This is a genomic window from Paenibacillus sp. HGH0039 (assembly GCF_000411255.1).
In the GTDB taxonomy this organism is placed as follows: Bacteria; Bacillota; Bacilli; order Paenibacillales; family NBRC-103111; genus Paenibacillus_F.
Genome location: NZ_KE150412.1, coordinates 1,701,815 through 1,722,207, shown reverse-complemented (window position 1 = coordinate 1,722,207; position 20,393 = coordinate 1,701,815). Strand labels below are relative to the sequence as shown.

Annotated in this window: 24 protein-coding genes and 1 riboswitch; of the genes, 12 read left to right on the top strand and 12 right to left on the bottom strand. The window is 53.9% G+C overall.

All coding sequences use genetic code 11. The annotated features are described in order from the left end of the window. Positions 1-35 precede the first annotated feature (35 nt). On the bottom strand, positions 36-284 hold the full coding sequence (locus tag HMPREF1207_RS07525) for a NifU family protein (RefSeq protein ID WP_009673094.1): 249 nt from the start codon (positions 282-284) through the stop codon (positions 36-38). Between the two features lie 207 nt (positions 285-491). Between HMPREF1207_RS07525 and HMPREF1207_RS07520 the strand changes: the two genes are divergently transcribed. Next, positions 492-734: a hypothetical protein gene (locus HMPREF1207_RS07520; protein WP_009673149.1), complete on the top strand. Its 243-nt coding sequence runs from the start codon at positions 492-494 to the stop codon at positions 732-734. 88 nt (positions 735-822) lie between these two features. Further along, on the top strand, positions 823-1,077 hold the full coding sequence (locus tag HMPREF1207_RS07515; protein ID WP_009673160.1) for a YuzB family protein: 255 nt from the start codon (positions 823-825) through the stop codon (positions 1,075-1,077). A 54-nt stretch (positions 1,078-1,131) separates the two neighbouring features. Here HMPREF1207_RS07515 and HMPREF1207_RS07510 read toward each other — a convergent pair whose 3' ends face one another. Both HMPREF1207_RS07510 and mqnE read right to left on the bottom strand, forming a co-directional pair. Next, positions 1,132-2,196, bottom strand: coding sequence for an NAD(P)/FAD-dependent oxidoreductase (locus HMPREF1207_RS07510; protein WP_009673186.1), 1,065 nt, complete (start codon positions 2,194-2,196; stop codon positions 1,132-1,134). Positions 2,197-2,276: 80 nt separating this feature from the next. Further along, a complete protein-coding gene (gene mqnE, locus HMPREF1207_RS07505; RefSeq protein WP_009673165.1) occupies positions 2,277-3,380 on the bottom strand; it encodes an aminofutalosine synthase MqnE in 1,104 nt (367 codons plus the stop codon). A gap of 372 nt (positions 3,381-3,752) precedes the next feature. Here mqnE and HMPREF1207_RS07500 point away from each other — a divergent pair, with 372 nt between their 5' ends. Together HMPREF1207_RS07500 and erpA are read left to right on the top strand one after the other, a co-directional pair. Then, positions 3,753-3,956: an aspartyl-phosphate phosphatase Spo0E family protein gene (locus HMPREF1207_RS07500; RefSeq protein ID WP_016423556.1), complete on the top strand. Its 204-nt coding sequence runs from the start codon at positions 3,753-3,755 to the stop codon at positions 3,954-3,956. A 101-nt stretch (positions 3,957-4,057) separates the two neighbouring features. Then, the gene (gene erpA, locus HMPREF1207_RS07495; protein ID WP_170318715.1) at positions 4,058-4,417 is read left to right on the top strand and encodes an iron-sulfur cluster insertion protein ErpA; all 360 of its coding nucleotides are present in this window, start codon (positions 4,058-4,060) and stop codon (positions 4,415-4,417) included. Positions 4,418-4,602: 185 nt separating this feature from the next. Here the strand turns inward: erpA and mscL are convergent, their stop codons facing one another. Continuing rightward, the gene (gene mscL, locus HMPREF1207_RS07490; protein ID WP_085981308.1) at positions 4,603-5,028 is read right to left on the bottom strand and encodes a large-conductance mechanosensitive channel protein MscL; all 426 of its coding nucleotides are present in this window, start codon (positions 5,026-5,028) and stop codon (positions 4,603-4,605) included. A gap of 93 nt (positions 5,029-5,121) precedes the next feature. Next, positions 5,122-5,283 (bottom strand): hypothetical protein, encoded by a 162-nt coding sequence (locus HMPREF1207_RS07485; RefSeq protein ID WP_009676280.1) that lies wholly within the window; start codon positions 5,281-5,283, stop codon positions 5,122-5,124. A gap of 442 nt (positions 5,284-5,725) precedes the next feature. On the opposite strand from HMPREF1207_RS07485, the gene sda reads away from it, so the two are divergent. Continuing rightward, a complete protein-coding gene (gene sda / locus HMPREF1207_RS07480; protein WP_009676266.1) occupies positions 5,726-5,881 on the top strand; it encodes a sporulation histidine kinase inhibitor Sda in 156 nt (51 codons plus the stop codon). A gap of 40 nt (positions 5,882-5,921) precedes the next feature. Here the strand turns inward: sda and HMPREF1207_RS07475 are convergent, their stop codons facing one another. Both HMPREF1207_RS07475 and HMPREF1207_RS07470 read right to left on the bottom strand, forming a co-directional pair. Next, a complete protein-coding gene (locus HMPREF1207_RS07475; RefSeq protein WP_009676284.1) occupies positions 5,922-6,176 on the bottom strand; it encodes a hypothetical protein in 255 nt (84 codons plus the stop codon). A gap of 101 nt (positions 6,177-6,277) precedes the next feature. Beyond that, a complete protein-coding gene (locus HMPREF1207_RS07470) occupies positions 6,278-7,282 on the bottom strand; it encodes an NAD(P)/FAD-dependent oxidoreductase (protein WP_009676261.1) in 1,005 nt (334 codons plus the stop codon). A 397-nt stretch (positions 7,283-7,679) separates the two neighbouring features. Between HMPREF1207_RS07470 and HMPREF1207_RS07465 the strand changes: the two genes are divergently transcribed. Then, the gene (locus tag HMPREF1207_RS07465) at positions 7,680-8,873 is read left to right on the top strand and encodes an NAD(P)/FAD-dependent oxidoreductase (RefSeq protein ID WP_009676269.1); all 1,194 of its coding nucleotides are present in this window, start codon (positions 7,680-7,682) and stop codon (positions 8,871-8,873) included. A 120-nt stretch (positions 8,874-8,993) separates the two neighbouring features. Then, complete coding sequence (locus HMPREF1207_RS07460; RefSeq protein ID WP_009676256.1) at positions 8,994-9,272, top strand: hypothetical protein; 279 nt, start codon at positions 8,994-8,996, stop codon at positions 9,270-9,272. 380 nt (positions 9,273-9,652) lie between these two features. Here HMPREF1207_RS07460 and hemQ read toward each other — a convergent pair whose 3' ends face one another. Beyond that, the gene (gene hemQ / locus HMPREF1207_RS07455) at positions 9,653-10,399 is read right to left on the bottom strand and encodes a hydrogen peroxide-dependent heme synthase (protein WP_009676262.1); all 747 of its coding nucleotides are present in this window, start codon (positions 10,397-10,399) and stop codon (positions 9,653-9,655) included. Between the two features lie 193 nt (positions 10,400-10,592). Here hemQ and HMPREF1207_RS07450 point away from each other — a divergent pair, with 193 nt between their 5' ends. Then, positions 10,593-10,856, top strand: a complete 264-nt coding sequence (locus HMPREF1207_RS07450) for a YuiB family protein (RefSeq protein WP_009676274.1) — start codon at positions 10,593-10,595, stop codon at positions 10,854-10,856. Positions 10,857-10,949: 93 nt separating this feature from the next. On the opposite strand, the gene HMPREF1207_RS07445 is transcribed toward HMPREF1207_RS07450, so the two are convergent. Continuing rightward, on the bottom strand, positions 10,950-11,174 hold the full coding sequence (locus tag HMPREF1207_RS07445; protein ID WP_009676275.1) for a PspC domain-containing protein: 225 nt from the start codon (positions 11,172-11,174) through the stop codon (positions 10,950-10,952). Between the two features lie 265 nt (positions 11,175-11,439). Here HMPREF1207_RS07445 and HMPREF1207_RS07440 point away from each other — a divergent pair, with 265 nt between their 5' ends. Next, positions 11,440-12,948, top strand: a complete 1,509-nt coding sequence (locus HMPREF1207_RS07440) for a DnaD domain protein (protein ID WP_009676249.1) — start codon at positions 11,440-11,442, stop codon at positions 12,946-12,948. Positions 12,949-12,981: 33 nt separating this feature from the next. Then, complete coding sequence (dnaI, locus tag HMPREF1207_RS07435) at positions 12,982-13,932, top strand: primosomal protein DnaI (RefSeq protein WP_009676271.1); 951 nt, start codon at positions 12,982-12,984, stop codon at positions 13,930-13,932. A 141-nt stretch (positions 13,933-14,073) separates the two neighbouring features. On the opposite strand, the gene HMPREF1207_RS07430 is transcribed toward dnaI, so the two are convergent. Together HMPREF1207_RS07430 and HMPREF1207_RS28640 are read right to left on the bottom strand one after the other, a co-directional pair. Continuing rightward, positions 14,074-15,081, bottom strand: a complete 1,008-nt coding sequence (locus tag HMPREF1207_RS07430; RefSeq protein WP_009676281.1) for a globin-coupled sensor protein — start codon at positions 15,079-15,081, stop codon at positions 14,074-14,076. Positions 15,082-15,274: 193 nt separating this feature from the next. Then, positions 15,275-15,421, bottom strand: coding sequence for a YqzM family protein (locus HMPREF1207_RS28640; protein ID WP_009676287.1), 147 nt, complete (start codon positions 15,419-15,421; stop codon positions 15,275-15,277). A gap of 259 nt (positions 15,422-15,680) precedes the next feature. On the opposite strand from HMPREF1207_RS28640, the gene trxA reads away from it, so the two are divergent. Together trxA and uvrC are read left to right on the top strand one after the other, a co-directional pair. Further along, entirely contained in the window at positions 15,681-15,995 is a 315-nt protein-coding gene (gene trxA / locus HMPREF1207_RS07425; RefSeq protein ID WP_009676258.1) for a thioredoxin, read from the top strand. A 162-nt stretch (positions 15,996-16,157) separates the two neighbouring features. Next, a complete protein-coding gene (gene uvrC, locus HMPREF1207_RS07420) occupies positions 16,158-18,179 on the top strand; it encodes an excinuclease ABC subunit UvrC (protein WP_170318714.1) in 2,022 nt (673 codons plus the stop codon). A gap of 211 nt (positions 18,180-18,390) precedes the next feature. On the opposite strand, the gene HMPREF1207_RS07415 is transcribed toward uvrC, so the two are convergent. Beyond that, a complete protein-coding gene (locus tag HMPREF1207_RS07415) occupies positions 18,391-20,049 on the bottom strand; it encodes a CPBP family intramembrane glutamic endopeptidase (RefSeq protein WP_009676283.1) in 1,659 nt (552 codons plus the stop codon). A 179-nt stretch (positions 20,050-20,228) separates the two neighbouring features. Then, positions 20,229-20,378: riboswitch (cyclic di-AMP (ydaO/yuaA leader) on the top strand. Positions 20,379-20,393: the final 15 nt, after the last annotated feature.

The following is a 20,393-nucleotide window of genomic DNA, read 5'->3' as shown; positions in this document are numbered from 1 at the left end:
AAAAAAAGACCGGCCCCAAGGGCCGGTCTTTTTTATTAGAATACTTGAACAACCTCGACAACGCCTTCTACTTCTTCGACAAGCGCACGCTCGATACCGGCTTTCAGCGTAATCGTGGAGCTCGGGCAGCTTCCGCATGCACCCATCAGCTTCAGTTTTACGATACCGTCTTCCACGTCCACCAGTTCCACGTCACCGCCATCACGCTGCAGGAACGGGCGAAGCTTATCTAGAACCTCAAGTACTTCATCATACATGGTTGCACTTTGGGTATTTTCAGTCATTTCAATCGACTCCTTTCTTATTTTATTATAGTACATTTCGGGAAAAAAAAATATCCCCCGCATAGAAAGGGGCGGCCGGACGTTCGGGCCGGCCATTTATTTTTTTTCAAAAAAACACTTCTTATTCTGCGGCATATGTTATATAATACAAATCATATAAAATGAGAACTGTATTATAACATTAAAAACAGAGAGGATTGAGTCACGATGAACGAGAATCACGATTGCTTCCACTGTTATGGGGATGGGGAAACGGAGTGTCAAAGCTGCTCCGGTGAAGGAAGCCGGGGAGACCGGGGAATCTGCACGTCCTGCGGGGGAAGCGGGAAAACGGCCTGCGCGCGCTGCAGCGGAAGCGGTGTAGTGGCCGATGCGTTCGACGTTCAAGACTCGATCACCGACATTATGCGGAGCCTGTACTTCAGACCGGAGTATACCAGGGGAAGATAATGGCGTGCCGTCCGTCCGCGATCCTATGCTCAAATCTCCCCGGATGTGTTACAATACAGATAGTTTGTGAAACAGGTGGAGATCAAACATGAGACCTATCATTGAGTTTTGCGCAAGCAATATGCATCACGGTACGGACGCCGTCATGAAGAAGCTGGAGGACAATCCGGATTATGATGTCATCGAATACGGATGTCTGGGAAACTGCGGGGAATGTTACCTTTTTCCTTTTGCCATGGTGAACGGTGAAACCGTAGCGGCGGAGACAGCCGACAAGCTGTTTGACGAAATTTCCAAAAAAATAAAGGAAGTCGAAGAGATGTACGATCTGTTCGGCGACTGAATAACAAAAAGCCCGGTCTGCACATTGTCTGCAAACCGGGCTTTTTTTGCTTTTCTAGCCCCAGTGGTGTTTGGACATCCACAGGACTCCGTTTTTCAGGACACGCGGAACCATGCCTGTCATAACGGTTTTCTTGCCCATCAGGCCGAAGCCTGTCTTCTTGCCGAGGGAGCCGAGGACCCCTTTGAGCTTGATCTGGCCTAGCTTAGGCGTTTCGTTCTTCCACAGAGCCTGCATAACCTCGACGATCTGTTTGCCCTGCGATTCGGCCGCCTGGGCGCTCGGGGAGAACGGCAGGCTGGCGCAGTCGCCGACGACGAACACGTTCGGGTGGGACGGGATCTGATGGTACTCGTTCAGCAGAACGCGTCCGGAAGGATCTTTGTCCACCGCGAGCTGTTCGACGATCGGACTCGGCTTGATGCCGGCCGTCCAGATCGTGGCGTCCGTACGGATGATCTCTTCTTCGTTGTAGAGATCGCCGCCTTCCAGTCTTTTCAGAGAGACGTGGGAACGCATTTCGATGTCGTGGTCGAGCATCCAGTCGCGTACGAATTCTTTCGCCTTGGTAGGGAAGGAGGACAGAATGCTTGCGCCGCGGTCCAGGATACGGATATTGATATCCTGCCGGCTTTCGCGAAGCTCCGCCGCCATTTCCACCCCGCTCAGGCCGCCGCCGACGATGGTAACCTGACCGTAAGGAACGACGTCATTGACACGCTGATACGTGATGCGGGTTTGCGAGAAGGTCTGAATGCCGTTGGAAAATTCCTGCGCGCCCGGAATGCCGTGGAAATTATCCACACAGCCGAGGCCGATCACGAGGTAATCGTAGTCGAGCGGTTCTTTGTCGGCAAAGATCACCTGCTTTGTTTCCAGGTTCACTTCCGTAACCTCTCCGTATTTAAGCGATAATCTGGGATCGTTCGGATAGGCAACGCGAAGTTCCGTCTCGGCGGCCGTACCGGCAGCCAGCGCGTAGTATTCCGTCTTCAGCCCTTGAAAAGGCGAACGGTCGACCATCGTGACCGTCCAGTTGTCGGGTATTTCTTTTTCCAGAAGCTCCGTGGCTATGGTAATGCCGCCATAACCGCCTCCCAGAATAACAAACTTGTTCATGTTACATGAATCCCTTCTGCCATGGCTTTTGTTCGTTGCATCATCTTGTGTCAAAGGCTTCTAAAAGGTTCTTACCCCAATTAGTTGTAGGTTTGAACCACATTGTAGAAGGTATCCCGTTCAACCGGAACTCGTCCCGCTCCTTTAATCAGCCAGACCAGATCTTCTTTCGTGACTCCGTCCGGCGATTGAGCGCCCGCGGCGTGGGAAATGCGTTCCTTCACAATGGTTCCGTGAGCGTCAGATGCGCCGAATTGGAACGCAAGCTGAGTCACTTTGATGCCCATGTTAATAAAATAGGCTTTAATATGCGGGAAATTGTCAAGCATCAAACGGCTGATCGCAATCGTTTTGAGCTCGTCGACCGCAGGCACGCGGCGGCGGATACCCGCGCTCGCACTGGCCGGCTGGATCGAATTCGGGATGAACACGAGGAATCCGTCGGTTTCATCCTGCAGATCGCGCAGCAGGGCCATGTGCTCGATACGCTCTTCAAGCGTTTCGATCGAGCCGTAAAGCATCGTCGCATGCGTCTTCATGCCGAGCTCGTGAGCCGAGCGATGGACATCCAGCCATTGGTTCGTGTCGGCTTTCTCGACTCTCATCTTCTTACGGTAGCGCTCGGTCAAAATCTCGGCTCCGCCGCCGGGCAGCGTATCGAGACCTACATCCATCAGGGTGCGAAGCACCTCTTTGTAGCTGAGTCCGCTGATTCGCGCGAAGAAGTCGATTTCGGCCGCCGTATGGGCTTTGATCGATACTTGCGGATAATGCTGTTTCAAGGTGCGCAGGGCGTCCACATAATATTGGAACGGCACATGCGGATTGTGACCCTGGCTGATGTGGAACTCGCGAATATCCGGGTGGAAATTTTCGGAGATATACGTCAGCATCTCAGAAGGCGTCAGCGTGTAGGAGCCTGCCTCGCCTTCATCTCTGCGGAAATGGCAAAACGCGCAGTGTTCTTCGCATACGTTTGTAAAATACAAACTCATGTTTTGTACAAAATACACGTTTTTGCCGTTCTTGCGCAGGTTGACCTTATTGGCTAATTGACCAATGGTCAACAAATCGTCCGATTGGTACAAAAACAGGCCGTCCTCCCGCGAAAGACGTTCTCCGTTCTCAACCTTTTCTGCAATTTCCGCCATGCGGCGGTCAGGACTGTCTATAATGACATTCACTAGTATACCCTCCCCGTCGGATCTTTTGAATCCATCCTGTGTAAATTTTTCACCGTACGTTCAAAATCAAGTGAACCTCTACAAAGAAGCATATCCCGTCAACCGTATAACGTCGGCTGCAGGATTCCATACTAAAAAAAGCGATAAAAGTCCGGTTTCATCCCTCCTATTATAAACCTGTCATCCCAAAGGGGCAATAAGGATAAAGCTTGCAGCTCTTCCAGGGTGGCCTGAACCGCCGCCTCTGTATGGGTTTGCCGGTAAATATATTCGCAGACCCGGACAAAAACTGGTAAAAAGGTCTTTATTATCCTTCGGGGTTTGATGTACACTGAAATGGTGATCTTTTTTTGGATAGGATGGTAGGTACATATGCAGCAATCGGAGGAGTGGGAATGCAGACAGAAGCTTGACGTCAGAATCGAGCAGCTGCGGTCCCAGATGGTAGAGAACGGGATGAAATACGGATTCCTGCACCCGAGTGTACAGCACGACAGCAGAAGACTCGACAAACTTATACTGCGGTACTACCAGCTGGAGCGGGGAGAGTCACCTCTTGAGACGAAGCTTGAATAGGAGTATACTATAGGAAGATAAGTGGATTACTAAAAGACTGCTTTCAGGAGTCGGGCGCTGGACTAAGGCCGCTCCGTACAAGGAGGTTTATTTATATGAGTCTGATCAAGATCAGTGAAGAGGCAACGGACAAAATCAAGGAAATGCTCGCGGCCGAGGAAACACCAGATCTTTTTCTGCGCGTCGGTGTCAAAGAAGGCGGATGCAGCGGTTTTTCGTACGGTATGGGTTTCGACAACGACCAGAAGGAAGAAGATAAGGTTCTGGATTTCAGCGGCTTGAAAGTGGTTGTGGACCCGGAAAGCGCGAAATACCTGTATGGCGTCGAGATTGACTACAAGGATGCGGGCATGGGCGGAGGATTCACGATCGACAATCCCAATGCGGTAGCATCTTGCGGCTGCGGCGCTTCCTTCAAGGTGAAAGGCGAAGAAGGCAAAGCGGAGAAGTGCGACGACTAAGCCGGTTAAGAGAGAGAACCCCAGGGCGGTTTACGTCCCTGCGGTTCTTTTCTTTTGTTTCAGGGAGCATGAGAACCCGGAAAAAATAAAAACCTGCGAGATGTGCCCGAAGGCTAGCATCTAGCAGGTTTCTTTTGTGGAATTCAATAGGTTAAGATGTGAAATGAAAGCAGAGCGAACCGGCCCTATGATTGGGGCAGAGCTTCCGGTTCAAGCACCGATGTGCAGCGAGGACAGCGGGTTGCCTTCGCGGCGATTTCCGAAATGCAGTAAGGGCACTCCTTCGTCGGCTCGGACTTGACTTCCTCTTGAGGTTCTTCTTTTCTGCGCAGCTTGTTCATCTGGCGGATCATCAGGAAAATGACGGCCGAAACGATGATGAAATCGATGATGTTATTGATAAAGGCTCCGTAATTGATCGTGACGCCGCCTGACAGAGGAAGTTTTAAATTCTTGAAATCCATCTTGCCGAGCAGCAGACCGATCGGGGGCATAAGGATATCGTTGACGAGCGAGGTCACGATTTTATTGAAAGCGGCCCCTATGATAACGCCGACCGCAAGGTCCACAACGTTGCCGCGCATAATAAATTTTTTGAATTCGCCGATGATTTGAATTTTTTTAGGTTGATTTTCCAAGTGCAATACAGCCTCCCTTTTACCCTCCTAGTCTATCAGAGGGGGCACCAGGGAATCAATATGCAATTAATAGAGAATGCGTTTGAGAACGCGCGTGTTTTCCCCGTACTTCATTTTCATCTGCTTGGACTGTTCCAGCATGTACGCATACAGTTCCTTCAAACGGAGCTTCTGCGGCCGGATGGTCTCTTTCACTTCTCCGTTGACTACGATGTCGTAGACGATCATGACTCACTTCTCCTTTCGCTTACTGAACCCAGTATAAACGGCCAGTATTAAATCTACGTTAAATGAGATCGTCCATCCTGTGAAATTTACAGGTCCCAAAAGGGAGTAAGGACGACAACTACGTTCAATATATGCGAAAGGAGTCGGATTATTCCCGTTATATGGGAAATCAGCGCCGAGATTTAAATAAATCCGCAAATGAAGCTTCATGAATTCTGTTGATGGAGGGACAAGTTCCGATTATTTGTTTTTATCACGGTAAAGTAAAAAAAGGTGTGTATAACTTTGTCCACATCATCCCACCTACAAAACTCGCCAATATTAGAGCCTATTCACAAATTACCCACAAGATATGCACATGGGATTGTGGATAACAGAACGATTGTTCTAATTTTTGGCACATGGTAATATAATGACAAGTTAAGCAGGAAAGGTGGTTGGTATGAGACAGATTAGCGACGAGACCCTCGTTGAATCGTATTTCAAAGCCCTTGACCTTGAACTGGAATCGGAATTTGTCGATTTACTACTAGGCGAAATTAACCGGAGACATATTGTGCTGGAAGCTTATCATAGCGACGAAGCTGCGCTTGCGTAGCTTCTTTTTTTGTCCGCCGGTCAATATAGAAGATTGAAGATCAAGCTAAGCTCTCGGAAACGGCCAGCACCGAGCTTGCGCCGCATGCCTCGCAATAAAGCATATGCAGACATTCGCTCCGCGTGACATCCGGGTATCCGTTGGTCATGGAGATATCTTCGATCGGCCGGTAAGGAGAGTAGGGGCCGAAATAATCGTTAACCCGTCCGCAGTCGGACGCGCTGCCGCTTCCGCAGTGCGGACAGACGGCGCTGAGCTCGTCCATTCCGTTGCAAACGGTGCAGAAAGTAGACAAAAGGCATTCCTCCTCAATCGGCTCGCGGATTCGCGGCGTCAAAGTTAGAATGCCCTTCGTGCTTTATTTTCATTTGTAAGAGTCGGCCTGCGGCTCTTGCATCAGAACTTCATGTTGCTGCTGTGTCCCGGTGAAAGTTTGGCGGACGGGTCCAGATAAACTTTCGCGTTGTTGACGGCGGTGGGCGCTTCTCCGAAGCCCACGGCGATGAGCTTCAGCTTGCCCGGGTACGTGGTGATGTCTCCTGCCGCGAAGATGCCGGGTACGTTCGTCTCCATCCGCGAATCGACGACGATGGAGCCGTTCTCGATCTGAAGCCCCCACTCCGCGATCGGACCCAATGAAGAAACGAAACCGAAATTAACGACGACGGCATCGACGTCGAGCACCGTTTCTTCTCCTGTCTTGACATGCTTCAGGGTTACTTTGCGGATCGCATCGTCGCCTTCGAACCCGGTGATTTCGGTCGGCGTGACGACGTTGACGCGGGAATTCATCAGCTTCTCCACGCTGTGCTCATGGGCGCGGAATTTATCCCGGCGGTGAATGAGCGTAACCTGCTCGGCGATCGGCTCCAGCATGAGCGACCAGTCGACGGCGGAATCGCCTCCGCCGCTGATAAGAACCTTCTGACCGGCGAACGAGTTCAGATCGCTGACGAAATAGTGCAGATTCGTTTTCTCGTACCGGGCAGCTTCCGGCAGTTCCAGACGGCGCGGTTCGAAGGCGCCGACGCCTCCGGTAATGATAACCGCCTTGCCCAAATGAGATTCCTTATCCGTGATAACCTCGAACAGGCGCTCCTCTTTCTTGACCACCTGCAGAACTTTCTCTTCCAGACAAACGTGAATCGGAAAGTGATTCATCTGGACGGCCAGGCTGTTCACAAGCTCCTGCGCGGTCACTTTCGGAAATCCCGCTACATCGTATATATGCTTCTCCGGATACAGAGCGGCAAGCTGCCCGCCCAGTTGAGGCATACTTTCGATTAACGTAACGGAAGCCTGACGCATACCCCCGTAAAACGCCGCAAACATCCCGGCCGGTCCGCCCCCGATGATGATCAGATCTTTCACTTGGTCGTGCTGAATTTCGGTTTCACTCACTACTCGGACACCTCCACTGTTCTGCACATTGCTTTCTGCTCCATTATAAACGCCCGAAATGCGGAAATAAACCAAATAGATGTATAAAGCCGAGCAAACCGGTTGACAATCCTTCTGAAAGGCTCTTCCAAAGGCGCTTATTTGGGACTTACTTCCCTTTTAACAGGTGGAAATTACTGGTTGAAAAACCTTCGTTTTTGAGGAAATTGACCCTTGCTATTTAACAGGGCACATTATATGATTGCATGAGATTGGTGCTGCATTTCCGTGAAAAATGGCGATTTGCCTGGCTCGAAGGATAGAGAGAGAAACATTTTCACGGACATATCCGTAAGGAGATATGTGTTAATTTTCACAATGCAAGCCCTTAAAAAAGTATGGAAGTGAGAGAGAACCAATGAGTAGAGTCCCAAGGATAGTCATATTGGGCGCTGGCTACGGTGGTGTTGTAACATCTTTACGTCTTCAGAAACTGTTAAATTATAACGAAGCGGACGTAACGCTGGTGAACAAGCATGATTATCATTATATTACGACCCATCTGCATATGCCCGCAGCCGGAACGGATAAACCTGATAATGCACGCGTCAATATTTCCTCACTGATCGATGAATTCAAGGTGGACTTCGTGAAATCGACCGTAGTTCAAATCCGTCCGGGGGAGAAGAAAGTCATCCTCGAAGACGGCACCCTGTCTTACGATTTTCTGGTTATCGGTCTCGGCGGCGAGCCGGAAACGTTCGGAATCCCGGGTTTAAAAGAATATGCGATGACGATTCGCAGCATTAACAGCGTACGTCATATCCGCGAACACATCGAATACCAGTTCGCGAGGTTCAAACAGGAGCCGGACCGCAAAGAGCTGCTGACTTTCGTCGTAGGCGGCGCGGGTTTCTCCGGCATTGAATTCGTCGGGGAACTGGCGGACCGTATCCCCGAGCTGTGCAAAGAATTCGACGTGGACCCGGCGCTTGTCCACATTTATAATATCGAAGCGGCTCCGACGGCTTTGCCCGGCTTCGATCCGGAGCTGGTGGAGTATGCGATGCGCCTGCTGACCGATAAAGGCGTCACGTTCAAAATCGCCACCGCGATCAAGGAATGCACGCCGGAAGGCGTCCTCATCGCAGGGGACGAATTCATCAAAGCGGGTACCGTCATCTGGACGGGAGGAATCCGCGGCAATCATCTCCTGGAGGATGCGGGCTTCGAAACGATGCGCGGCCGCATCAAGGTCGATGAATTCCTGCGCGCGCCGGGTTACGACAATATTTTCGTAACGGGCGACTGCTCCCTCGTGATGAATCCCGAAGGGAGGCCTTACCCGCCGACGGCTCAAATCGCGACCCAGCAGGGGGAGAACTGCGCGTTAAACCTCGTGGCTTCCATACGCGGCAACGCGTTGAAGGAATTCGCGTTCGTCAACCGCGGCACGGTAGCTTCCCTGGGCAAAGGCGAAGCCATCGGCATTGTCGGTACGAAGAAAATGAAGGGCGGTACGGCGGCTCTAATGAAGAAAGTCATCGATATGCGCTACCTGTATACGATTGGCGGTCTTCCGCTCGTGGTCCGCAAAGGAAAGCTGCGCTAATCGGCTCTCCGGACAGGATGATCAAGACCGAAGCCGCCACCGGCAACCGTCCGCAGAGGGCGCGCCGGGGCGGCTTTTTTGCTGAACGGATAAGGCAGCCGGGGGAGGTGTACATACGAAATGAGACACTGCAGTGTACAGGTACGCGGGCTTTTGACCCGCAGCGAGCTGGACCGCTACAATGCGCTGATCGAAGTCGGCCACTATCTGGAGAACCAGAAGGAATACGGTCACGTGGCCGTCGTTCAGAAGGAGATCGACATTCTTATCCTTCCGGCGATAGAACGGCTCAAGGAGAAGAGCCGCCAGCGTGACCGCGACACGGAGGACTATCTGCGCCGCAAGGCGGAGATGGAAGCCGAAATGAAGCGGATCGCGGAGGAAGACGACGAGGACTGAGGAGCCGCCTCGCGCCGGTCGGGTTCCGTCGGGACGGGGGATATAACGGCCCGCCGGTCTTCGCGAGGTTTGCGGGCATGCAACGAAGCCGAATCGCGTGTCACGGGGCTGAACACGCGGTACGCAGCGCCCAAGGCATGCGTACGGAAGCTAGGCGGCCGTACGGTACGCAGCGGCTGCACTGTACGCGAGGCTCGCCCGCAAGCGGCCGCTGCGGCGCGGTTCGCCGTTCGCGAGTCGCGCTCCGCAGGGAAGCGCCGGCCGCGGCACCTCCCGCCGGCCCCTTGGCGGAGAAGGCGCGCTACGTCCGCCGGCGCAAAAAAAGCCTGAACGTTTTCCCTAAGGGAAACGTTCAGGCTTTTTTGCTTGCCGCGGGCGGGCTATACGTCCAGCAGACGGCCGAGGCGGTCATTGTCGAGCAGGTTGCCGACGTAGAAGTCGCCGAACTCGCCGTAGCGTGCGCTCACTTCATCGAAGCGCATTTCGTACACGAGCTTCTTGAACTGCAGCGCGTCGTCGGCGAACAGCGTGACGCCCCATTCCCACAGATCGAAGCCGACGGAGCCGGTGATGATCTGTTTGACTTTGCCGGCGTAGCTGCGGCCGATCATGCCGTGGCTGCGCATCATGGCTTTGCGCGATTCGAGGTCGAGCATGTACCAGTTATCGCTGCCTTGACGGCGTTTGTTCATCGGATAGAAGCAGATGTGCTTCGCTTTAGGCAGCGTCGGCTTCAAGCGTGCGACCACTTCGGGATTTTCCATCGGATCGGAGCCCGGCTTGGCCATGTAGCTGCTCAGCTCGACGACCGATACATAGGAGTAGACCGGGATTGTGTATTTGGCGAACGCCGATTTGTTGAAGGCGGTCTCCAGATCGTTCAGCTCTTCGAGCGTTTCGCGGAGCTGCATGAACAGAATATCGGCCTTCTGGCCTACGATGCTGTACAGAGCCGTGCTTCCTTCTTTATTATCTTCAATTGTTGCCCACTCGCCGATAAACGAACGAAGCTCGTCCTCCGCGCGCTTGCGCTCTTCCGGAGACGCTTCTTTCCAGGCATTCCAGTCCATGCGGCGGAAATCGTGCAGGGCGTACCAACCTTCTAATGTTTCGATGGCTTCACTCATAAGAAACGGAAACCCTCCTTTAATCTAGAGAAATTCGGGTCTTACCAATCTTTCTCATTGTATCGGCTCCGCTTTCAAAAGGCAAATGAACAAACGGTGTCGTGCGCTCAATGTTCATGATGTGGACACTTTACCTGGCTGTGGAAATTGCTTTACAATAGAGAGAAAAATGCGTAAAAGGAGTGGACCGATTTTGATTCAGTTGGTCATCGTCATCGTCCTGATGTTCGTGCTGTTTTTTGGACTCGGGTTTATTCTAAATATGCTGATGAAAACGACCTGGTTTCCGGTCTATGCGTTTGTGGCGCTGATCATCGGGCTGAGCTTCTACTACAGCGACAAAATGACATCGATTACAGCGGTGGATATCGCGCCGGTCATCGGAGGACTCATAGGGGCCGTCGTGAGCGGCACGACGATCCGCACGCTGAGAATCAAAGGCTTCAAAATGTTCTAGAACACGCTGTAAAGAAGCCAGAAAAAGCCCGGAGCATCAGCTCCGGGCTTTCTTAATTTAGAAGGGATATCCGTTTGCGGCTTCCGCAGCCGATTAGTACGTGTGGTAAGAATCGTGATAGCCGTAGCCTGCATAAGGCTCTTTGGGAACGAGCAGGGAAGCGACGATGTAAATCAGAGTGAAGGTGCCGAAGCTGAACACGGCTCCGATTACAGCGATCAGGCGGACGATGGTAGCGTCTACGCCCAACAGTTGGGCAAGGCCTCCGCAAAGTCCTGTAAGCTTACGGTCTGTTCTGGAACGGAAAAGTTTATTCATGATTAATTCTCTCCTTTGGAATAGTCGATTGTGGTCCGGAACCGGTCCGGCTCGTTTGTCTTGCGCCGTTTTCGTATTTCATGTCTTTATCTTACCGGATCGGGAGGAGAGCCAAAACGGCCCTAAGGCGGTTTTGGAGTTAGACTTTAGTCGGGGCGGCCCCTCGTCATTAAGGCCAGGTAACATTTTTCACTCCCTTCCCTGTCGAGATTTGTGGTAAAATGATGTTCAGACCTTTTAAGGTACGGATGGAGAGTTTGATGCTATGCGATTGACCAATTTGCTGCATTTTACAGAGAATCACCGGTTCTGCGTGTACCGGGATTTCGCGTTAAGCAGTCTTGATTATAAAATGCTGTCTTCGATCTATCAGCCGATGATCGGGGGCTATGCCGTCAGCTTGTACCATACGCTCTACCAGCAGGTCCCGTCGGATAAAACGGGCTATGCCGGGCTGGAGCAGCAGCGCAAGCTTTTTTTATCGCTGGAATTGGACCCGGGCGAGCGCAGCCGCAAGCTGTTCATCGAACAGTCCTCGAAACTGGAGGCCGTCGGGCTGCTCCAGACGTCTCGCATTTACATGCAGGACGAGGATGATTACATCTACGAGTACACGCTGTCTTGCCCGCTTTCGCCGAACGAATTTTTCCGCAATCAGCATCTGACCCTGCTCCTCCGGGACAAAATCGGCAAGTTTCTGCTGCTGTCGCTGCGCGACGAGCTTACGATGCCGGAGCCCGCGGAGCTGGCGGGAGCGGACAGCGAGAATTTGTCGGTGCCTTTCTACGAGCTGTTCCGCCTGAACACCCAAGTGATCGACTACGAGCTGGAGCAGGCTCTGTACGAAGCGTCGGCCGGCAAACAGGCGGCGCAGGCGCTTGACGTGACGACCAAAGGCTACGCCTACGCGGATCTCATCACCCGGTATCCCCGGGAGTCGTTTAACCGCATCTATGTCGAGAATTTGAAGTACAAGCCCGAAACGATGATTTCCATTAACATGGTAGCGAGGAAATACAGCCTGACTCTGCAGGAAACGGTCCGTCTGCTGGATGAGGACGGAATGTTCGACGAGGACGGCGAGCTTCAGATCGATTCCCTGCAGTACAAGGCGAATCTGTATTTCCGCCAGGGAAAGAAGAGAGAGGAAGAGCGCGAGCGTTTCCTTCATCGCGCAGAGCCGGGCGACGCCGGGGACAATACGGCCGATTCCGAAGAAGGAACCCGGTCGGTGGAAATGCAGTACTACCTGGAGGTTCCGGCTTTCCTGCAGGGAGCGCACAACGAGCACCAGTACAATTCGCTGCTTAAAAACGAACCTTACACCCTGGTGCTGCAAAGCTTTTTCACCCAAGGTCCGGTTCCGAACGGCGTTCTGGATATTTTCGAGAAAATCGATCTCAATTATAAGCTTAAAGAAGAAGTCATTAATGTCCTGATTCATTATATCCATATCGACAAACGCTCGTGGGCCAAGTCGTCCATCGAAGCGGTCGCGTCGGACATGCTCGGCAAGCAGATCGCCTCGTTCGAGCAGGCCGTCGAATATGTGCGCCAGCGGCTGCAGTTCCGGCAGCAGGCGGCAGCCAAAGCGGCGGCGGCCAAAGCTTCCGGCGGTTACGCCGGCAAAGGGAAAGCGCGCACGGCAGGCAAGCAGATGAAGCCGCAGATTCCGATCGTCCAGAACAAGGGGCAGACGTCCCGCGTGACGGAAGAAGAGCTGGAAGCGATGCTGCGCAAGGCGAAGAAGCTCGATGAAATGTTTAATTCCTGAGAGTGCTAGACAATGGCGGGAGGAGGAACCCAGATGGAATCCCTGTCCGATATGCTGAAACAAATGCCCAAGAGCAGCTGGATGCAGAGGGCGGAGGAGCAGGCCAAACAGGTGCTGGAGGATCCGCTGATCCTGAAGCTCCGCGGACAGTATCCGCAGCTGGACGATCATACGCTCAAAATCAACATGAACCGTCTGTACCAGTATGCGAGAGAACATAAGAACTGCCTGAACTGCCCGGGACTGGAGCGGTGCCCGAACGATATGCAGGGGCATTATACGATGCTGAACGTGGAAGACAACGGGGGCCGGACTTATATTCATGAAGAAAAAACGGCCTGCCGCAAATTTATAGCGAAGCAGTCCCAGGATGCGATCCGCAGCCGGATCCGCACGTTTCACATCGACGAGCAGGCGCTCAGCCGGGAGCATACGTACACGGATATTTTGCGAACGGATATGGAACGCGCCAAGGCTGTCGATTTCCTGAACGACTATGTGATGCGGACAACGGAAGAAGGGCTGCAGAAGAAAGGGCTTTACCTGCAGGGCTCCTTCGGTACGGGCAAAACGTTTCTGATGTGCTACATGCTTTATCAGCTGGCGAAAAAAGGCTTTACGGGAGCCATCGTATATATGCCGGATTTTGCGGAGGATCTCAAGGGGATGTTCGGGGAGCCGCAAAAGCTGAAGGAGACGATCGAGCTGCTGAAGGAGACGGACCTTCTGGTCTTCGACGATATCGGAGCGGAGAATCTCAATCCGTGGCTGCGCGACCATGTCCTGGGAGCGATTCTCAACTACCGGATGAACCGCAAGCCGACATTCTTTACGTCCAATTACGATCTGGACGCCCTGGAGAAGCATTTCAGCTTCACGAACAAAGACGGTGACGAAGAGTACAAAGGCCAGCGGATTATGGACCGTGTACGGCCTTACGTCGAAGTCGTGACCGTAGACGGATATAACAAACGGGGGGCCTAGCTGCCCCCCCGTTTGTTCGTATAAGCCAAGAGCCGCCGCGGAATGTGTTTCCGCAGGCGGCTCTTGGTTGTTCCTGCTCCGCGATACGCCGCCAGCATGCCGCGGAACAGGAAGGAGAAGCCGGCAGAGATCTTGCCCGGCTTATTTCTTTTTGAGGCGCTCCAGGTCGTGCGCGACCTGCTCGACCATCTGGACGAACGAGCTGAGCTCCTGGGAGCTTGCGGCCTGCGTGCGCGCGTAGATGGACGTCTGCTCGGACTCGCCGTGTACGGTGCCGAGAATCGTACGAATCGCGGTCAGCTTGTCCTCGATCAGCTCCAGCGATTCCCGGGAACGGGAGGCGAGCTTGCGCACTTCGTTGGCGACGACTTCGAAGCCGCGCCCGGCATCGCCGGCGCGGGCCGCTTCGATGGCCGCATTGAGGCCGAGAAGGTGAGTCTGCTCGGACACTTCCTTCATGAGAGCGCCCATCGCGTGGATGTGGCCGACTTCTTCTTCCAGGTCTTTTAAATATTGATGCGACTTGTCTTGGGACTCCGCGGTTTGTACGGCCGTCTCGGCCACGATCTGACTGCTGCTGCTCAGCTCGACCATCATGGAGGCGAGGTCCTGAACGGCTTTGGAAATGCCGGAGAGCATGGTGGCCTGATCATCGGCCAGCTGTTGTATTTTAGCTTTCTCGTCATGCTCGTACGCTTCCAGAACGAGCTGCGAGTCAAGGTTGAACATTTTCGTCAGGGCATGGACAACTTCAAGCCAGGCTCCGTCCGGAAGGACACGCTTGAAATGACGGAGGGACAGATCGAGATACAGCATGTAGGTTCCCAGGTACCATTCCGTTGTCAGACCGATCCGGGAATGCACTCTGCCTACGATCAGCCGGTTCTGGATATACTGTTCGTTCAGTACGCCCGAAGCCATGGACAGAAAGTAATCCGCCTGCGTCTGCTTCAAGCGCTCCAGCGTGCTGTGCCGCGAGATCAGGTCTCTGAGTTCGGGTTCGGCGGCGATCTGCTCGTAGAGCTGCTCCACCACCTCTTCCACGATTTCTTTGAAAGCGGGTTCATTTGCTTTTAGCAGCTGCAGGTCATTCTCGGTTATACCGGTAAAACGGACCTGCTTCATCCGGTCATCAGACAATTGAATCAAAAAGGGCACCCCATTTTCTCTAGTTTCATCTGTTATTAGGAAGGGCGTAAATGGCCCTTTACCAGAATTCTCCGTTATGAGACCAAAGTCCTGCTTGATTGCTGCCAAAAGGTATTTTTCTCCCGATAAAACGCCGGAAAACAAGAAAAAAACCTGTCCGCATATGCAGCAGGTTTCTTTCAGGCGGTCCGGATTATCCGATCACCAGTTTAATAATGACCCCAATGATGAAAATGATCATCAAAACGGCGAAGAATCCGCCAAAACCGAGGGCAACATCCATAAGGTCGTTGCGGGGCTCTTCATTGAGATGAAGTTCCGGATGTTTAGGATCGCTCATGCCTGTTCCTCCTCACTTGTCCGCTCGAAAATAAGCAGACGTAGGCTTATTGCCAGTATACCCATTTTTCGCGAAACTTGTAAAGATGCCCGGAGATTCAAAGCATGACAAAGTTGGCACAACCCGGAGACTGCCAGATTTTAGGGCTTGCCCTGTTCGGTTGAAAAACCGACACATTGTGGTATACTTTACATGTTGACAATATCCGGATCCGCTAAGGATTTCGATGAACTTTTAGATAAATGAGGAGGAAGAAATCATGGCGATCGTAAACGTAACAGACCAATCCTTTAAAGGTGAAGTAGAAGGAGAAGGCACGGTTCTCGTTGATTTCTGGGCACCATGGTGCGGACCTTGCAAGATGATCGCACCGGTTCTGGAAGAATTGGCTAAAGAGGAAGAAAGCTTGAAAATCGCGAAAGTGAACGTGGATGACAATCCGGAATCCGCTTCCCGCTTCGGCGTTATGAGCATCCCGACCCTGATCGTATTCAAAAACGGTCAACCGGTCGATAAAGTTGTCGGTTTCCAATCGAAGGATGCGCTCAAGAACGTTCTTTCCCGTCACCAATAATTGCCTCGCGCAAACAAACGATGAGAAAAAGCTCTTTTTCTGCTATGCTGAAAAGGAGCTTTTTTTGTCATTTATCCGATAAAGACAGGACCATTTTTATACAGGAAGCCTAAGGAGGGAGAGGCAGTGACGGAAGAACGGGGGGGAGAACCTCTCCACAGAATGACCCGCGAGGAGAGCGAGGAGCATATCCGCAACAAGCTGGCCTTGCTGCCGGATAAGTCGGGCTGCTACCTTATGAAGAACGCGGAAGGCACGATTATTTACGTGGGGAAAGCCAAAGTGCTCAAAAACCGCGTGCGTTCTTATTTTACCGGAAGCCATGACGGGAAGACACAGCGGCTTGTGTCGGAAATCCGTGATTTCGAATATATCGTGACCTCAAGCAACATCGAGGCGCTTATCCTGGAATGCAATCTGATTAAACAGCATTATCCGAGATATAATGTGCTGCTTAAAGACGACAAGTCGTTTCCTTATATCAAAATTACCCATGAAGAGCACCCGCGTCTGGAAGTGACGCGCAAGATCGTCAAAGACAAGGGGAAGTACTTCGGGCCTTATCCGAACGCGTTTGCCGCGCAGGAGACGAAAAAGCTGCTCGACCGGCTGTATCCGCTGCGGAAGTGCAAAACGATCCCGGACCGCGTCTGCCTGTATTATCATCTGGGCCAGTGTCTGGCTCCGTGCGAGCATGACATCACGCGGCAGCAGAATGACGAGATGGTGCAGGGGATTGTGCGTTTCCTGAACGGCGGTCACGAACAGGTCAAGCAGGAGCTGACCTCGAAGATGCACGCCGCGGCCGAGGATTTGAACTTCGAGCGGGCGAAGGAGCTTCGCGATCTGATCGTGAACATCGACGCGGTGATGGAGAAGCAGAAGATTACGACGACGGATGTGGTGGACCGCGATATTTTCGGCTACGTGGCCGACAAAGGCTGGATGTGCGTGCAGATTCTGTACATGCGCCAGGGCAAGCTGATCGAACGGCATGTGACCATGTTCCCGTACTATGGAGACGAGTACGAGGACTTCATCACTTACGTGATGCAGGTATACAGCGAGAATCCGGCGCTGCCGAAGGAAATCTTCCTGCCCGGCCGCAGTCAGCAGGAACTGCCGGCAGAAAGCCTGAGCGCCGGTATGGAGGCAGCTGCGGGCGCGGCTGTGCGGCAGGCCGGAGAAGACGGCGGATCGCCGGAGAGCCTGCGGGAAGCCCCGGAAGAGGCGGCCTCGCCGTCGCCGCTCGCGGCGGAAGCCGAGGAACTCGCCGGTTCCGATTCGCGCAGCATGCCGACGACCGCGGAGCAGAAAGACGTGAAGGAAGCGCTGGAGAGCTGGCTGAAGGTGAAAGTGCATTTTCCGCAGCGCGGGCTGAAAAAGCAGATGGTCGACATGGCCAGGGACAACGCGCGCGTCGGCCTGGAGGAGAAGTTCCGCCTCATCGAGCGGGATGCGCAGCGCACGGTGCTGGCTGTCGAGAACCTCGGCAGTTGGCTCGGTACGGGGCCTGTCACGCGGATCGAGGCGTTCGACAACTCGAACATCCAGGGCTCCGACCCTGTGGCCGCGATGGTCGTCTTCACGGACGGAAAGCCGGACCGGAAGGAATACCGCAAGTACAAGATCAAGACGGTGCAGGGACCGGACGATTACGAGTCCATGCGGGAAGTCATCCGCCGCCGTTACGAGCGGGTGCTGAAGGAGAACCTGGCGCTGCCCGATCTGATCATCGTGGACGGCGGCAAAGGGCAGATGTCGGTCGCTATCGACGTGCTGGAGAATGAGCTGGGGCTGTTCGTTCCGGTGTGTGGCCTGTCCAAGGACGTGAAGCACAAAACCGCGATGCTGCTGGCCGGCGACCCCGCCGAAGTCGTTCCTATTCCGCGCGACAGCCAGGAATTTTACCTGCTTCAGCGGATCCAGGACGAAGTCCACCGCTTCGCGATTACGTTCCACCGGGAGCGGCGGGCGAAGTCGATGGTCGTTTCGCAGCTCGATGCCATTCCCGGTATCGGGGAGAAACGCCGGAAGCTGCTGTTGAAGCATTTCGGGTCCGTTAAAAAAATCAAAGAGGCCGCGGTCGAAGACTTTCGGCCTCTGGGGATCGGCGAGAAACTCGCCGCACAAATATTGACCGCTCTGCGGGGAGAACAAGAACAAGAGGAACCGTCCATTTGAGACGGTTCCTCTTTTTTGTGCGTTTTATGCGGCGCAAGTCGGGGGTGATTGCACTTCCGCCGGTTTCCGGGCCTTGCCGCAGCCACACGGCTATGCCGTTTGCGCCGTGCCGCATGACCGTGTCCATCGCACTGCCGTATCCAAGAGTCCGGACGGCTTGCTGCCGGCAGGCGGTCCGCTGCCCTCCGCTTCAGACAAAGCCGCCGACTCTCTATACGGGCCGCCGGTTCCGCCTGCTTCCGATCACAAATCTCAGCTTGTGAAGCCAGGATAGCGCAAGGGCGACGGCGGCGGGCAGCGCCATATAGAGCAGGCCGAGCGCAGGCGTGCCGGCTGCCAGTCCTTCGCCCGTGAGAAGGGACAGGCCCATAAGGATGCTGTCCATGGCCGTATGGGCGAACAGGGCGGTCAGGAAGCCGTACCGCAGGAAGGCGTAGCCGAACACGAGGCCGAGCACCGTTACCTCGATCAGCCTGGTGTACACCGGGTAGATCGGGTAGGCGGTGTGTCCCGCCGCCCAGATGAGGCTGGGCAGAAGCACGGCCAGCCATTTGAACCGGAGCAGCCTGCTGAACAGGGCGATGCCGAGCAGCCGGAAGGTGGCCTCCTCGGAGATGCCCGCCGCCCAAGCCATCAGCGGAAGCAAAGCGGGCTGCAGCATGTTGCGGGGAGACGACATCGGGTCGTTCACCGACCAGACGCCGAAGCCTTTCTCCGCCACAAGGAACAACACCTGCTGGAGGCCGAGCAGGAACAGGCAGAGCAGATAGCCCTGCGCCATGCTGCGGGTTACGCGCGAGCCGAAGTCGGCGTCGCGCCAGCGGGGCATGACGGACTTTCCTTCGCGTCTCCACAAGGCATCGCCCGCCGTGAAAGAGAAGTAGACGGCTGCGGCCATCAGCAGCGTCACGAAGTTGATCAGCACGATCGAAAGCATCGCTTCCTGGCCGCTGCTCGTCAGCGTACCGCCGGCTTTATAAGCCGGATACATGTTGATGTTGTTCATGACGTAGATCACGGCATACACCGCCGTTAGCAGGACGCCCCGGGAAAAATCGACCGTCCTCCATTTAAGGACGGTATAGCCGAGTGCGATCAGGGCCATCAGGCCGTTGCCCCACAAGCTGATGCGGGTCCACATGGAGGCGGTATCCTCCTGGTGTTCCAGCCAAGACGTAAAGGCGTCGGGGAGCCGGAACGATTGGGTGAACGAGGAAACGGAGGTTCCGTCCAGTTTCACGCCGATCGTCAGCTTAGCGTCCCCGACAGGCTCTTTCCGCCGCTCGAACAGCAGCAGGCCGGACTTGGCGGCAGGCGGGCTGATCCGCTCGAACTCCGCCTCTTCGTAGCCCTGCCTCGCTATCGCTTCCCGGGCGAGCTTCTCCGCATCGGCCGCGGACACGGCGGCCTGGGCTTCGCCGCCGATGCCGGACCAGCCGATGACGGCTTTCGTGGTCATATGGATATCGATGATCCACTTCCGGACCGAAGGGGAAGCCTCGGTGACTTCTACCCGATAGTAATCGACGGGCACCCGGCTGGCGTAGCTTTTGTCGTACAACGTTTGAAGCTTCTCTTTGGTGAGATAACCGCTGAGTTCCTTCTCCGATTGGTAGCTGACGAATGTACCGGGAGCCCCGCTGCCCGTAACGACGCCGGAACCGTTTACGGTATCGGCGCCCTGCCTCTGCCGCAGCCATGCGACCGCTGTCTCCGCGGCTTGTTCTTTCGTAATGTAGGCTGCCGTTTCGTAAGGATCGGAACCGGCGGGAGCGGCCCCGGTATTATAGATGAAAACTACGGCCGCATATAGAAGGAATCCGGTCAGGGCGAGCAGCAGCAGCGGTTTATCCAGACCGTATTTTTTCATGGTCAGCTCCTTCTCCGATCGTTTTTTTAACCGTATCACAGTTTGCGTAAGGATGCCAATTCGTGTCTCCCAGTTAGCTGTAGGAAGATTGTCTATGTTTCCCCCCGTAAAATCCGGTTAAAAGAGCTTTGTGCTTGTTTAATAACAGATATATAATGCGGATGATTCATTTCTTCGCGCAACTTCATACGCCGAATTTCCGCAGGAAAACGGGGGAACCATACATTGGGGTGAATTTTACCGCTTGTGCCTGAATAGGGCAGGGTAAATAGGGTGGCCTGTACATCCGAATCCGTCAGCTAACCTCGTAGGCGACAGCAGGAACCATAACCGAAAGGCAGTGG